Origin of the sequence: Rhodococcus sp. MALMAid1271, assembly GCF_049195265.1 — a bacterium.
GTDB lineage: Bacteria > Actinomycetota > Actinomycetes > Mycobacteriales > Mycobacteriaceae > Rhodococcoides.
The window spans coordinates 16,887-31,005 of sequence record NZ_JBMIRQ010000079.1 but is presented as its reverse complement, the minus strand read 5'-3'; the positions used below and the strand labels follow the sequence as shown (position 1 = coordinate 31,005).

Genomic DNA, 14,119 nt, shown 5'->3' with positions numbered 1-14,119 from the left:
GGAACGCGCTGCAGTATCAACCGACACGACCGCTGAGTCGTTGACACCTCAGCTCGAAAGCGCCTAACATACAACACAACTCGTTGATCATGAACCGGATGGTTCACCGATCCGAATTACACCACCCCATGGGGCACTATCCTGCGGCACATCAGGCCTCGCTAGGAAGTTCCGTAGACAAGGCCTGTGCGGCGCGAGCAGAAGAACTCGACCGCGCTGTCGCGGGTCATAACATGCGTCACCGCCCGCTCGGCCCCTGACGTAAATCGAGGGCGGAGAACGGCAACTCGGCGAAATGTCTTGAATGACTTATCAAGACGCTCTATGCTCGGTGGCGGAACTCCTTCCTCACGGGATGTGGTTTCGACGCCCTCGGCCTCGGTGCTGGTAACACTGAGATCCTCCGGGGGCGTTTCAGTTTCCTGAGGGACAATTGGCTCTCGGCCTCACGCGACGCCTGAGCTGGCGTCGGATTGTGCCTCGAGACCTTCGATGTACTCATCGATGGCCGTATCCGGGATCAGCCGGCGCTTGCCGACCTTCACGCTCCGGATTTCTCCGGACGCGATCTTGTTGAAGAAGTTGGAACGTCCAAGTCCCGTGCAAGCCATAGCCTCCGGGACAGACAACAACCGTCTGGGCATCTTCAGCACCTCCACTGAATTGTGTAGTAGAGCCACATTCTGCGGGACATTTCTGGTCAGTCCACGTGGTTCCACCACAGAGTAGCAAGTACGTAGCCAGCCCACAACGGGGAGACATTCTCCGCTAGACTGCGTAACCATGACGCAGTCGTGGGCGGAATCGATCGTTGCCCGGGTCGCCTCGGAAGTGCGCCGACTCCGGGGTAAAGACCACTCCGCTCTGTCCGCAGCAAAGCTTGCCGACAGGACGGTTGACTTCGGGTGGGGGATCTCGCGCTCTGTAGTCGCGGACTTGGAAACCGGACGTAAGAAGAGCTTGGACGTCTCGGAACTCTTGATCTTGGCTGCGGCACTGGGAGTTTCACCAGCACAACTGGTCTATCCCGATCTCCCCAAGGGAAGAGTCGAAGTACTCCCAGGGCTCCAGCAGGAGTCTCACGATGCCCTTCGCTGGTTCAGCGGGGAGGCTGGGCTGATGCGGCCGAGCTCCGAGTGGACCGAGGAGGAATCCGACGGTCCTTTCGAAATGTGGGTACGTGACACCTTCGACCCGAAGAACGATCGCGTTGGGATCACTCGTGAATGGCTTGATGCGTTGAAGGCGATGCGGCGTGCTCGGGTGCAGCTCCGAAACGGCCTTTCCAAGAATGAATCAGCTGAGCACATCGAGTCGATGCAATATCTGTACGAGGATGCTCGACGGCGTTCGGAAGAGCTCTTTAGACGGATGACCGAACTGGGCATGAACACGCAGGACGAAGAGGATGGCTAGGCAGCAACTGCCGCCACAGATCAAGAAGATCTACGTCACCAATCGGTCTACAGGCAGTACCGAGTTGCGGTATCAAATGACCGTCGACGCTGGTGGTGCCGACGCCCCCGGCACCCGGGCGTCGAAGCGAACGCAGTTGCGTCGTCGATTTCTTACGGAGAAGGATGCTCGCGCAGCCCTATCCAAGGTGCTTGAGGAAGTCTCGAAGGGGACATTCGTTCCCTCCTCGACCACCACGGTCGAGGAGGCTTGCGCTGAGTGGCTTGCCGGACGACGCGTACGAGAGTCCACAAAAGCCGCGTATACCCATGCCCTTCAACCGCTGCGCGATACTCACGGCGGGCTAGCGGTGCAGAAGTTGACCAAAGGTCACTTGGACGCTCTGGTGAACGATCTGCTGGCCGGCCGCTCGGTCAAACCCGATGGCCAACTGCGACGTCCATGGAAGGCCACTTCGATCAATCCGATGCTCAACCTTGTAAGCGCGGTCCTCACCGGGCTGATGCGAGAAGGGCGTTTGGTGCGAGACGTCGCCGCACTCGTCGACCGCGCGCCCCGTGTGCACGTCGAGATGCAGACATTCACGGAGGACGAAGTGCAACGCCTCCTGGAAGCATCGACGTCAGACCGGAACGGCCACGCCTGGTTACTTGCTCTGAGCGGCCTCAGACGCGGTGAGCTGTGCGGGCTTCGATGGAACGATGTCGATCTTGACGCCGGCAGCCTGGCAATCAACAACACGCGAGTCTCGGTCAATGGACGCGTCGTAGAGGGCCCGCCGAAAACAGAGAAGTCCAAGCGCACGCTGCCCCTCACGCCGGCCCTCAAATCCGCACTCGAAACTGCACACCGCTTGCAGGGTGCGGAACGAAAGAGTTCGACCTACGTCGGTCCAGGCACCTACGTCGTGTCCGACGCTGTAGGGCGACCTTTTCATCCCGATACGGTCAGCGACTATTGGCGCAGGCTATGCACCAACAGCGAGGTGTCCGACATCCGCCTCCACGACGCGCGCCACACGTGTGGGACTCTGCTGCACCTTCAAGGTGTGCCGATTGCCGTGATCTCGGCATGGCTCGGGCACTCGGACAACGCATTCACAATGCGCACCTACGTCCATTCTCAGAACCATGCGCTACTGGGCGCGGCCGATACGTTGCAGTCACTCGTCCGGCGTCGCGACGAGCCATCCGACGATGAGCGTTGACCGGCGTTCGTCCGCAACCGTCCACATAGGAGCAGGCGGTCTCACCAGGCGCTGTTCCGGTGAGTTTTGAAGCACTTGTGACATTCTGTGACACCGAGCTCGCCTAATTGGCGATGAATTTCATTAGAGGTAGCACAAAAGGCCAGTTCAGACCCAATTTTCAATGGAGCCTCCTAACGGGATTGAACCGTTGACCGCTCGCTTACAAGGCGAGTGCTCTACCGCTGAGCTAAGGAGGCAGTGAAGCGAGACCATCGTATCCGTTCACCGAAGGCTCAGTGTCAACAGGTACCTTGTCGGTGGATCACCCCAGCTACGTGTAAAGACGGTCATGACCTTCCTGCAAGACCTGACGGCTTCGCTGAGCCGTCTCACCGGCGAGCGCCGGGCCACCATCGATACCCCGACAGCGGCACCGTCACCTCTTCGTCCTATCGATCTGACCGACGATGCGTCGGTGGCCGAGGTGCTGGATCTCGCGGTTCGTGTCGGTGAGGTGTTGTTGGCTTCGGGCACGTCGGCGGTGGATACAGCGACGCAGGTGCAGTTCATCGCCGCCACGTACGGTCTTGCGCGGTGCGATGTGGACGTCACGTACAACTCGATCACCCTCAGCGCGCACCGCGGGCCGACGCGTCCTCCGGCCTCGACGATGCGCATCGTGCATTACCGGTCGATGGACTTCACGCGGCTGGCCGAGGTGGACCGTCTCATTCGTGCCGTGCGCGTCAAGATGGTTGCACCGAGTGCGGCGCTGGAGCGGCTCGATGAGATCACCAAAGCTCCGCACCCCTACAACCGGTGGATCGCGACGTTCGCATGGTCCGGCATGGCCGCCTCCGTCGGCATACTGCTCGGGGGTGGACTCCTGGTGGCCGTGGTGAGCTTCCTGACCACGATGGTCATCGACCGTATCGGTCGGATACTCAACCGTGCCGGCCTACCGTTCTTCTTTCAGCAGGTTGTCGGCGGGTTCGTGGCGGCAACTCCGGCGATCACGCTGTACAACTTTCAAGACCAACTCAACATCAACATCTCCCCGTCGATGGTCATCGCGGCCGGCGTGGTTGTGCTGTTGTCGGGACTGTCGCTCGTCGGTTCGGTGCAGGACGCGATCACCGGCGCCCCGATCACGGCGTCGGCGAGGTTCTTCGAGGTGTTGATGATGACCGGCGGCATCATCGCCGGTGTCGCGACATCGCTGCGCCTGGCGTCGTTGATCGGCAGCGACCTACCTCAGATCAGCAACCTGGCACCACCTGACCTCCTGGAGGTGCCCACGAAGGTGCTGGCAGGCGCAGCGGCGTCGCTGTTCTATGCCTTGGCCTGCTACGCCGAGCGGCGTGCGTTGACGGCCGCGTTCGTCGGCGGATTCGCCGGCTCTCTGGTGTACCTGCTGGCGCAGACCGTCAACGTCGGGCCGATCATCGCCTCGGCCATCGCCGCGACCGTGGTCGGCTTCGCGGGCGGTCTGTTGGCTCGTCGTGCCCTCATTCCGCCCTTGATCGTCGCGGTCGCAGGCATCACGCCACTGCTGCCGGGTCTGGCGCTGTATCGCGGTCTGTACGCGATCCTCAACGATCAGCTACTACTCGGCATCAGCTCACTGTTCGCGGCGTTCGGCGTCAGCTGCGGCCTGGCCGCCGGAGTGACCTTGGGTGAATGGGGTGCCCGGACGCTTCGTCGCCCACGCATTCTCGCGCGCACCGAGGAACTGCTGCGCCCGACGCTTCGCCGCAAAGAAGAACCGCGCCGGCCGACGGTTCGTCGGCGGCGCGGTTCGAGTGCGTCGTAGAACGCGGGCTACGCGTCGGCGCTGGGGGTTCCCTCAGCAGAAGCGCGTGCAGCGGCGTCGGCCTCCATGGCCTCACGCAGGCTGCGCGGACGCATGTCGGTCCAGTTCTTCTCGACATACTCCAAGCAGGCGGCGCGGGTGTCTTCACCGAAGACGACCCGCCATCCCTGAGGGACCTCGGAGAACGTCGGCCACAGCGAATGCTGGTCTTCGTCGTTGACCAGCACGAAGAAGCGTCCGTCTTCGTCATCGAACGGGTTGGTACTCATCTCGCCTCACTCGTCGCGAACGTTTGATTGGTAAGTCTGCACCGTGAGGTGCCACACGACCCTAGCAACGCGGGCCAGGCCGCGGTGCCGTCAGGCCTTCAAGAAGTCGAGCAACTCTGCATTGACGGCCTCTGGACGCTCGAGATACCCATAATGCCCGGCATCGGCGATCTCGACGTAGCGGGCACCCGGAATGGCGTCCGCCAGCTCCTTGCCGAGGTATGCGGGGATCATCCGATCGTCGGCGAATCCTACGGACATACACGGCACCGTGACGCTGCGGTAGGCGGATGTTCGGTCGAAATCGTCCTCCATGCCCAGCTGAGCGCGGACCCCGGCAGATGGCGACGACGACGAGAATTCGAACAGATCGAGCCAGTCGCGCGCCCCTCGGGCATCACGCAACGTAGCCGGCGACAGGTTCATCACTGCCGTCACGGCAGCCGAGTACGTGCCCGGGAGCTCGACGCGCTTGTCATACAGCGCTCGTTCACCGTGCGCGAGAGTCTTCTGGAACTCGTCCACCCGTGCATGACCGGCCAGGAAGACCGCCTTACGCACCAGATCTGGTCTGCTGAGGGCAAGCTCCTGCGCGACTCGCGCGCCCATCGACGTTCCCACGACGAATGCCTTCTCGTCACCGTTTCGGACGAGTTCGATCAGGCCCGCCGTGTCGGCGACCATGTCTTCCATCGTGATGCCGTGAGTGCTTTCCGACGACGGTGCGATTCCGCGGTTGTCGAACGTGCACACCCGGTAGCCCGCTGCTGTGAGAGCCGGCACCTGGTGCAGTTCCCACACGCGACCGGGGCTGCCGGTGCCCATGACGAGAACAACCAGGTCTCCGCTGCCTTTGACCTGGTAGTTGATGTCGATGCCGTTGATCTTGGCGATAGGCATAGATCTCCTCACTGCTGATACGTTCGTCGGCGATCGTATCGTTCGGTGTCGGTCAGGGGTTACTCGAACGACCAGTGGGTACCTGCAGTTACATGAATGACGAGAACGTATCTGGCGAAGCACGCAAGGGATTGCTCGACGGAATCAAGGGCAAGGCCAAAGAGGTCGTGGGCGCGGTGACCGGCAACGACTCGTTGACAGCCGAGGGTCAACTCCAGGCCGCTCAGGCCCGTGAGCACAAGGAAGCCCAGGCCACCGAACGGGTCGCCGAAGCGCAGGCCACCGAAGCCGCCGAGGAACTGGCCGAGGTCCGCACTTCGGCCGAGAGCCGCCGGGAGGCCGCAGAGGAGAACGCTGCCGTCACCGAGGCCAATGCGGATCGCGTGCGGCAGACCCAGGTGGTCGCCGCCGAGCAGAACAAGCGAGAGACTGTGGCGCAGGAACGCGCAGCCGCGGAGGTCGACGCCACGGCCGAACAGATCGAAGCCGAGGAGGAGCGGCGCGTCGAGCAAGCTGCAGCGGACTCCGACGAGATGGTGGCCGCGCAGAAACACCAGGAAGCACTTCGGCAGGCCGAGGCCGACCGCAAGAAGGCCGAAGAGCTTCGCAACCAGGCTTGACCCACCACCGCTGAACCAGGAGTTTCGCAACATGAGTGTTATGGACCTACCAATGACCATTCTTCGAGTTCAGTACAAGATCGCTCGAATTCCGTTGCAACTCATCGAGACAAACGTTGTCGAGAAGATGAAAGCCGAAGCGCCGGCCCGCCTGGTGTACGAGCACACACTGGGGTCCATGGACCGTGCCGTCGGAAACTTGTTGGGAGACAAGAGCCTCGCCGATCGCGGCGAGACACTCGTCGACAGCACGGAAAACCGCGCCGAGGCCGCACGCTTGGACGCAGAGGCTCGTGCACAGAAGGCCGCGGCCGACGACGAGCTCAAAGCAGCACGCGAGACCGCCGAGAAGGATCGCCGAGCCGCCGATGCCGCCGCTCAGGAGGCTGCGCGTGATGCACGCCAAGAGGCTGAGCAGCGCAAGCGTGAAGCCGCCGAGGAAGCCGAGCAGGAGGCCGCCGCGACCAAGAAGAAGGCCGACGAGCAGGCCGCTGCTACCGCGAAGGCAGCCGAGGATCGGAAGAAGACTCAGCAGGCTCAGGTAGACAAGCAGGAGAAGCAGGCCGCCGCGCCCGCCGAATCCGAACTGGCCACAGCTGCAGAGCGTTCCGAAGAGGCCGAGAGCAAGAAAGACGAAGCGGAACGAATCGAGAAGCTGTTCCTTGCGGAGAAGAACAAGGACTGACTCACTCGAATCCGGCTTTCGCACTACCTCTTCCGGCCCCGCACCGTGTTCTCGGTGCGGGGCTGGTGTTTTTTTCCGGGGTCGTTGAGGTGTGGGCCGGGTTCAGGCGATGTGGGGGCCGGCTCGGGCGTGGGAGGGTCGGGGTGCTCGGTTGGGGTCGACGGTGGCGGGTGGGATGAACCAGGGGTGGTTGTCGTCGGCGATGAACACTTCCCAGTCGCTGTGGTGAATCAGGCGGTGGTGGAATCCGCAGAGTAGGACGAGGTTGTTCAGGTCGGTGGGTCCGCCGTCTGCCCAGTGGCGGATGTGGTGGCCTTCGGTCCAGGCGGCGGGTGTGCCGCAGCCGGGGAATGCGCAGCCGTGATCGCGGGCGATCAGGGCGCGTTTCTGTCTGGAGGTGACGGTACGCATTGTGCGGGCGAGGTTGATCGGATTACCGGTCTCGTCCATCACGATGGCGGTGAGGATGCAATCGCACGCCAGTTGCCGGGAGGTGGTGCGCGAGAGTGGTCCCATCCAGGGCAGCCACCCGACACTGGAGCCGTCACCGAACACGTCCCGATAGGCACCGCGATCGGTAGGCGGTCCGGCAGCGCTGTCGGTGTCGGATTCGTTTGCGGCGTTCGACTCGGCCGTGTCGGGGTGTCTTGGGCCGCCGGTGTCGACCGGGTCGACTGCGTCCCTTTCGGTGGAGTTGTCGGATTGCGCTGCGGTGCGTGAGGTTTCGTCGTCGGCGATGTCGTCGGTACTGTTCCCGCTGCCGGTGAGGTCGGTCAGATCTCGTAGGTTGATGTGGAGGTTGACGTGCGGTTTTTCTCCACCTTCGATGGTCCGGTTGTGGGCGGCGAGGTAGCGGTCGAGGATGTGTCCGAAGGCGTCGGCGCGGCGTCGGGCGGGGCTACGGGGGTCTGGGGTGCCGTCGACGGCGGGGCGGGGTGCGGTCAGGGGTGAGAGGGCGGTGAGGAGTTTTTCGCCGGTGACGGCGTCGAAGTCACCTTTGAGTGCCAGGCGCCCGTTCAATGTGGTGGAGGCGAACAGTTCGTTGCGGTCGGTGTCTTCGGCGGGTGGGGTGGTGCCGCCGTAGAGGTCGTGCAAGCGGGTGATGGCGGCGCGTAGGGGGCCGGTGCGGGCTTCGGGTCCGGTCGCGGCGGTGATCAGTGCTGCCCGGGCCATGTCGCGGCCCTCGGGTGGGAGGTCGTCGGGTGGGGTTTCGGCGAAGTCGAGGATCAGGGCGGCGTGGTCGATGGACATGACGCCGGTGTTGACGGCGTCGGCGATGTCGGGGAAGTTCTTCAGTCCGCGGGCGAGGGCGAGGATTTTGTTGGCTTTGCCTGGCGTGAGCAGGGTGGTGGAGGTGAGCCAGCCGGCGGGTCCGGGGAAGCCGAGTTTCTCGCGGGTGACGCGGGTGTCGATCTCGGCGACGAGAGCGATCCGGCGGGCCTCCAGCAACTGGATCTGGTGGGAGACCGCGGCGGCGTCGGCGAGGAGTTGGTCCTCGCTCAGTTGCCAGATCTCCGTCGTCATGACCCAAACTGTATCGAACTGGTGTTCGAGTAGCAATGATCGTCAAATCGAAAACTATTGCCCTGCACAACTATTCGCGAGCACGTTCTTGTCGGTAGCTCGTGGTATACGTCGCGCGCACCCGGAAATCACAATGAGCCGGTCGTATGCGGCAGACACCGTGGAACACGGTCGGTCCTGGTGGCAGCGACTCCTCAGATGTGGTGCACCTCGCGCAGTCGATCTCGACGAGGACCACTCGACAGGGTCCGGCCGTGCTCGACTGTGCCGAGGCTCGTCAGTACACCTCGCGCTGCCGTTCCTGTTCCAACACCTGCTCGAGGTCACTCAACCGGTTCATCGACGACACCTGCCGCGCTGTGCGGTGGTTGGCGGCCAGAAGCTGTCTATGCCGATGCACGAAGGCCCAGTAGCCGGCGGTGAACGGGCATGCATCGTCGCCCAGTCGCTTCTTCGGATTGAACTCGCATGTGCCGCAGTAGTCGGTCATGCGGTTCAGGTAGGCCCCACCCGAGGCGTAGGGCTTGGTGGCGATCACTCCGCCGTCCGCGTGCTGACTCATGCCGATCACGTTCACCGGCATCACCCAGGCAAACCCGTCGACGAAAGCCGTTGCAAACCAGTCGGTCAATGCTCTCGGGTCCCAAGCATGTTGTAGCGCAAAGTTTCCCAGAATCATCAGCCGAGGAATGTGGTGTACCCACCCGCGATCACGCACGCCGTCGACGGTGCTGGACAGGCATTTCGCCACCACAGCGTCGCCGTCCAACTCTGTCAACCACTCCGGAAGCGGTTCATGCGCTTCGAGCTTGTTGCGTTCGAGATACTCCGGCCCCAGATGCCAGTACAGATGCCACACGTATTCACGCCAGCCGAGGATCTGCCGAACGAAACCCTCGACACTTGCCAGCGGGGTGCCGTCGCGGTGGGCGTCCTCGGCGGCGTGCGCCACGTCAAGCGGGTGCAGCAGGCCGAGGTTCAGCGGGACCGAGAGCAGGGAGTGAGACATCGTCCAGTCGTCGGCCATCACCGCGTCCTCGTACTTGCCGAAGTCGTCCAGCCGATAGTTCACGAAGTGCGCCAACGCATCCGACGCCTCGGCCGCCGTCACCGCGAACTTTCGTGGCCCGTCGACTCCGACGGTGTCGAGGTCCCAGTCGTCGAGGTCGGCGCGTACCTGCTCGTCGATCGCGTCTTCGGTCGGCCACCACGGTTCCTCGACACCCAGGGTCAGGCGTCCCTTCGGCGGCGGCGACTGGTTCTCGGCGTCGAGGTTCCACTTTCCCGAGACCGGTTCGGAACCGTCCATCAGTACACCGAAGGTCTTGCGCTGCTCGCGGTAGAACGTTTCCATCCGGAAAGTGCCGCGCTCGGCCGCCCATTCGGCGAACTCTGCCCGGGGGAGCGCGAACATCGGCGTCGGAAGAATCTTCGAGACCAGTCCCTCCTCGTGCAAGGCGGTGACGAACTTCTCGGCCGCGTGTGACGTCGGCTCGAACACCACCACGGGTTTGCCGAACTGCCGCAACCCTTCCCGGTACGTCTCGGTCTGCAGATAGGTGACGCGATCACCGATCTCGTCGGCCAGATGCCGCATGCCCGACAACACCAGATGCAGTTTCTGCCGGTGGTAACGCCGACGTCGAAAGACGCGCCGGGACTCGATCATCAGCACCTCCCGCTCGGCGTGCTCGTCCACCGAGTGAAAGTGCGGACCGAGCTGATCGCCGAACAACCACAGTGCGTCCATGGACTCAGTGTTCTCCCGGCTCCGCTGCGGCAAACCCCGCCGTCGTGCGCCTTTTGCGTACCTATGTGTACGCAAAAGGCGCACGAGGGGTTGACCTTCTCACGCCGATCGAATGGACTGACCGCATGCATGCTGAGTCTGCGCTTTCCAGAAGAACGTTTCTTCGCTCCTCGTCGGTGGCCGTCGCAGTGGCCGGAGTCGCCACGACACTGCCGGCGACCGCACACGCGCAGAGTAGCGATCGAGGCTTCCTGCACGGGGTGGCCTCGGGAGATCCGTTGCCCGACGCGATCATCCTGTGGACCCGCATCACCCCCACGCCCGACGCCACCCCGGGCTCCGGCGTCGGCCCGCAGGTTTCGGTGACGTGGCGGATCGCCCGCAGCGCGGACATGAGTGATGTCGTCTCCTCCGGAACGGTCTCGACCGGACCCGATACCGATCACACCGTCAAGGTCGACGTCGACGGCCTCAGCGCAGGCACCACGTACTTCTACGATTTCCGCACGAGCGACGCGTCTTCGGCTGTCGGGACAACGCACACCGCCCCGGCCAACGATGCCGATATCGACGCGATGCGCTTCGGTGTCGTCTCGTGCTCCAACTGGGAGTCGGGGTATTTCGGTGCCTACCGTCACCTTGCCGCCAGGGGAGACCTGGACGCCATCGTCCACCTCGGTGACTACATCTACGAGTACGAGACGGGCGGGTTTCCGGGGCGCAACGGCGTCGTTCGGGTGCATTCGCCCACCCACGAGATCGTCACGCTCGCCGATTACCGTCAGCGTCACGGGCAATACAAGTCCGATCCCGATCTGCAGGCCGCGCACGTCGGCGTGCCGTGGATCTGCACGTGGGACGACCACGAGTCGGCCAACGACGCCTACGACGGGGGCGCCGAGAACCACACCCCTGCCACCGAGGGCGATTGGTACACCCGCAAAGCCAATTCGGAGAAGGCGTACTACGAGTGGATGCCGGTCCGCGCCGCAGGCACCGCGACCAATCGCCACCTGTACCGCAGGCTCCGGTTCGGCAACCTGCTCGAGCTCTCGATGCTGGATCTGCGTACCTACCGCTCGCAGCAGGTCTTGCCGTTCAACGGGCCCGAGGTCGATTCTCCGAACCGCACGATCACCGGTGCCGAGCAGATGCAGTGGCTCACCGACGGCATCGTGTCCTCGCCGACGCAATGGAAGATCGTCGGCAACCCGGTGATGATCACGCCGACTCTGATCCCACCGCTCGATCGAGACGCAGCGAAGGCCGTCACCTCGCTCCTCGGCATCCCGGAGGGCGGCTTGCCGTACAACGCCGATCCCTGGGACGGATACACGGCCGACCGCCGCAAGCTGCTCAGCGCGATCGTCGATGCCGGCGTGGACAACACGGTGTTCATCACCGGCGACATCCACTCGGCGTGGGCGTGTGAGGTACCCCTCGACGCAGCGCACTACGCGACCACCGAACCCGCTGCCACCGAACTGGTCGTCACATCTGTGAGCTCGGCAAACGTCGATGATCTGACGCATACCCCGCCGCATACGCTGGGACGCGTCGCCGAGGAAGCCTTCAAGGCGCTCAACCACCATGTGAAGTTCGTGGACCTCGACAGTCACGGTTTCGGCATCTTCGAGGTCACCAAGTCGGCTGCTCGGATGGACCACTGGTTCCTCACTGCCAAGGAGGATCCGCAGACCGGGGTGTATTGGGGAGCGGGCTTCACCGTCGACTCGGGTACTCAGCGCGTCCGGGCGGCGGTGCCGCCGGCCTGATAACGCGCCATACTGGTCGACGTGGCTGTACCGAAAATCGTCCTGTTCTACGTCTTCACTCCGCTGCCCGATCCCGAAGCGATCCGGCTGTGGCAGCAGACGCTGGCCGCGTCGAACAATCTGACCGGACGCATCCTCGTCTCCGAACACGGCATCAACGCGACGGTGGGCGGTGATGTCGAGGACGTCAAGCGCTATGTGCGCGGCACTCGAAGTTATCCGGCCTTCAAGGCGGCCGATATCAAGTGGTCCGAGGGACTCGGCAACGATTTTCCGCGTTTGAGCGTGCGAGTCCGCGAGGAGATCGTCACGTTCGGAGCTCCCGGGGAACTGAAGGTCGACGCGGACGGCGTGGTCGGCGGCGGAACTCATCTGAGTCCGGAGCAGGTGCACGAGCTCGTCGATTCCCGCGGCGACGATGTCGTTTTCTTCGACGGCCGCAACTCCTTCGAGGCGCAGATCGGAAGGTTCAAGAACGCCGTGGTGCCCGATGTCGAGACGACGAGGGACTTCGTCTCCCAGCTCGATTCCGGTGCCTACGACCATCTGAAGCAGTCGCCGGTGGTCACGTACTGCACCGGTGGAGTGCGGTGCGAGGTGCTCTCTTCCTTGATGGTGGCCCGCGGGTTCGAGGAGGTGTATCAGCTCGACGGCGGAATCGTTCGGTATGCAGAGACTTTCGGTGACGACGCACTGTGGGAGGGGTCGCTGTTCGTTTTCGACAAGCGGATGGCGCAGAACTTCTCCGACCACACCGCCGTCATCGGTCGTTGCAGTGCGTGCGGTAACCCGACGTCCCGGTACCAGGATTTCGACGGCGATGCCGGCCGTGGTCTGCGGTTGATCTGTCTCGACTGCGCCTGAGGATGCTGCCCTTCCGGGACGGTCTCGCTCCGCTGAGGCTGCTGCTGCCGCATGGAGATTCGGCCAGAACCATCGTCGAGTATCTCGAGCGTGAGATGCCAGAGGACGATTGGCGTCGCGCCATCTGCGACGCCGAACTTGTGGACGAGAAATCTCGGCCCATAACCCTGGATTCCCGGTACCGTCCCGGCAGCCAGGTGTACTTCTATCGCGTTCCAGCGCAGGAGGTTTCGGTTCCGTTCGAGATCGGCATCCTGCACGAGGACGAGGATCTCCTGGTGGTCGACAAGCCGCATTTTCTCGCCACCATTCCGCGTGGTCGGCACGTCACCGAAACCGCGCTGGTGCGGTTGCGCAAGCAGTTCGATTGCGCCGATCTCACGCCCGCGCACCGACTCGATCGTGCCACCGCGGGGGTGTTGCTCTTCACCAAGACCAAGCATGCCCGACGGCCGTACCAGGAACTCTTCTCCTCGCGCAGCGTCACCAAGGAATACCAGGCGATCGCGGGATTCGATGCAACGCTGGAGTTTCCGCGCATCGTGCGTAGCAGAATTCAGAAGGAACACGGCGTGATGACTGCGTACGAGGAGCCAGGGGAGCCGAACAGTGAGACCCGGATCGAACTGATCGATACACTCGGCACCCTCGCTCGGTATCGACTCTTCCCGAGGACGGGCAAGACTCATCAGCTCCGAATCCATCTGTCGTCGTTGGGGATTCCCATCGTCGGCGACCCGTACTATCCGGTGTACACATCGGTTCCGGCTGACGATTTCGCACGGCCGTTGCAGCTACTCGCCCGGGCTCTGAACTTCACCGACCCGCTCACCGGTGAACCGCGGCGGTTCGTCAGTGCCCGAACCCTCGAGCTCTGACGGCCGGCCATCGTTCGTTCGGACGATTGTGACGATTCGAACGCCAGATTAGCGTCGAGCGAACCATGTCCGATAGAGGAAAAGAGGAGAACAGCGTGAAGCGTCGTATTGCTGTTGTGTTGGGAGCCGCAGTCATCGCCCTGATGTCACCGGCAGTCGCTGTGGCCGATACCGGAAGTGCAAGCACCGGTAGCGCTAGCGGTGCGTTGGGTGGTTTCGAGATGCTGGGCCGGCTTTGGGAGGCCTGCGCGGTGACGATCTTCACCGGTCAATGCACCGGTGTCGTGGCCACAGACGTGACCTACTGGTAACGCGGCCTGAGCCGAACCCCCGAACCCCCGAACCGACGAACGCGCGCGCATTCGCCGGACGCTCGCGGAACGGGTAACCATTCCGCGAGCATCCAGCAAACGCGCGCGCGTCTGCGTCGAGCCCG

At 63.2% G+C, this 14,119-nt stretch carries 14 protein-coding genes and 1 tRNA gene; 9 read left to right on the top strand and 6 right to left on the bottom strand.

Features of this window, described 5'->3' with window-relative positions:
• Positions 1–446: 446 nt before the first annotated feature.
• Positions 447–659, bottom strand: a complete 213-nt coding sequence (locus tag ACOQFP_RS11140) for a helix-turn-helix transcriptional regulator (protein WP_230074464.1) — start codon at positions 657–659, stop codon at positions 447–449.
• Between the two features lie 124 nt (positions 660–783).
• Here ACOQFP_RS11140 and ACOQFP_RS11135 point away from each other — a divergent pair, with 124 nt between their 5' ends.
• Positions 784–1,416 (top strand): helix-turn-helix domain-containing protein, encoded by a 633-nt coding sequence (locus tag ACOQFP_RS11135; protein WP_037107065.1) that lies wholly within the window; start codon positions 784–786, stop codon positions 1,414–1,416.
• Complete coding sequence (locus tag ACOQFP_RS11130; RefSeq protein ID WP_037107067.1) at positions 1,409–2,623, top strand: tyrosine-type recombinase/integrase; 1,215 nt, start codon at positions 1,409–1,411, stop codon at positions 2,621–2,623. Before ACOQFP_RS11135 ends, ACOQFP_RS11130 begins: the two co-directional genes overlap by 8 nt.
• A gap of 164 nt (positions 2,624–2,787) precedes the next feature.
• Here ACOQFP_RS11130 and ACOQFP_RS11125 read toward each other — a convergent pair.
• A tRNA-Thr gene (locus ACOQFP_RS11125) sits at positions 2,788–2,862 on the bottom strand.
• A 101-nt stretch (positions 2,863–2,963) separates the two neighbouring features.
• On the opposite strand from ACOQFP_RS11125, the gene ACOQFP_RS11120 reads away from it, so the two are divergent.
• Entirely contained in the window at positions 2,964–4,418 is a 1,455-nt protein-coding gene (locus ACOQFP_RS11120) for a threonine/serine ThrE exporter family protein (RefSeq protein ID WP_421584359.1), read from the top strand.
• Positions 4,419–4,426: 8 nt separating this feature from the next.
• Here ACOQFP_RS11120 and ACOQFP_RS11115 read toward each other — a convergent pair whose 3' ends face one another.
• Positions 4,427–4,687 (bottom strand): MbtH family protein, encoded by a 261-nt coding sequence (locus ACOQFP_RS11115; protein ID WP_206492095.1) that lies wholly within the window; start codon positions 4,685–4,687, stop codon positions 4,427–4,429.
• Between the two features lie 90 nt (positions 4,688–4,777).
• Positions 4,778–5,587, bottom strand: coding sequence for an alpha/beta fold hydrolase (locus ACOQFP_RS11110; RefSeq protein WP_206492094.1), 810 nt, complete (start codon positions 5,585–5,587; stop codon positions 4,778–4,780).
• A gap of 92 nt (positions 5,588–5,679) precedes the next feature.
• On the opposite strand from ACOQFP_RS11110, the gene ACOQFP_RS11105 reads away from it, so the two are divergent.
• Positions 5,680–6,207 (top strand): general stress protein CsbD, encoded by a 528-nt coding sequence (locus ACOQFP_RS11105; protein ID WP_421584358.1) that lies wholly within the window; start codon positions 5,680–5,682, stop codon positions 6,205–6,207.
• A 52-nt stretch (positions 6,208–6,259) separates the two neighbouring features.
• The gene (locus ACOQFP_RS11100) at positions 6,260–6,892 is read left to right on the top strand and encodes a hypothetical protein (protein ID WP_421584357.1); all 633 of its coding nucleotides are present in this window, start codon (positions 6,260–6,262) and stop codon (positions 6,890–6,892) included.
• Positions 6,893–6,994: 102 nt separating this feature from the next.
• On the opposite strand, the gene ACOQFP_RS11095 is transcribed toward ACOQFP_RS11100, so the two are convergent.
• A complete protein-coding gene (locus ACOQFP_RS11095) occupies positions 6,995–8,416 on the bottom strand; it encodes a DUF222 domain-containing protein (RefSeq protein ID WP_421584356.1) in 1,422 nt (473 codons plus the stop codon).
• Between the two features lie 277 nt (positions 8,417–8,693).
• Positions 8,694–10,166 carry a cryptochrome/photolyase family protein gene (locus ACOQFP_RS11090; RefSeq protein WP_421584355.1) on the bottom strand — a complete coding sequence of 491 codons (1,473 nt, stop codon included), beginning with the start codon at positions 10,164–10,166 and terminating at the stop codon, positions 8,694–8,696.
• A 125-nt stretch (positions 10,167–10,291) separates the two neighbouring features.
• On the opposite strand from ACOQFP_RS11090, the gene ACOQFP_RS11085 reads away from it, so the two are divergent.
• The 4 genes from ACOQFP_RS11085 (at position 10,292) to ACOQFP_RS11070 (ending at position 13,994) form a co-directional block, all read left to right on the top strand.
• Positions 10,292–11,941 carry an alkaline phosphatase D family protein gene (locus tag ACOQFP_RS11085; RefSeq protein WP_341244812.1) on the top strand — a complete coding sequence of 550 codons (1,650 nt, stop codon included), beginning with the start codon at positions 10,292–10,294 and terminating at the stop codon, positions 11,939–11,941.
• Between the two features lie 21 nt (positions 11,942–11,962).
• A complete protein-coding gene (locus ACOQFP_RS11080; RefSeq protein WP_421584354.1) occupies positions 11,963–12,805 on the top strand; it encodes a rhodanese-related sulfurtransferase in 843 nt (280 codons plus the stop codon).
• Positions 12,806–12,807: 2 nt separating this feature from the next.
• Positions 12,808–13,683 carry a pseudouridine synthase gene (locus ACOQFP_RS11075; RefSeq protein WP_421584353.1) on the top strand — a complete coding sequence of 292 codons (876 nt, stop codon included), beginning with the start codon at positions 12,808–12,810 and terminating at the stop codon, positions 13,681–13,683.
• 65 nt (positions 13,684–13,748) lie between these two features.
• Entirely contained in the window at positions 13,749–13,994 is a 246-nt protein-coding gene (locus ACOQFP_RS11070; RefSeq protein WP_421584352.1) for a hypothetical protein, read from the top strand.
• Positions 13,995–14,119 lie beyond the last annotated feature (125 nt).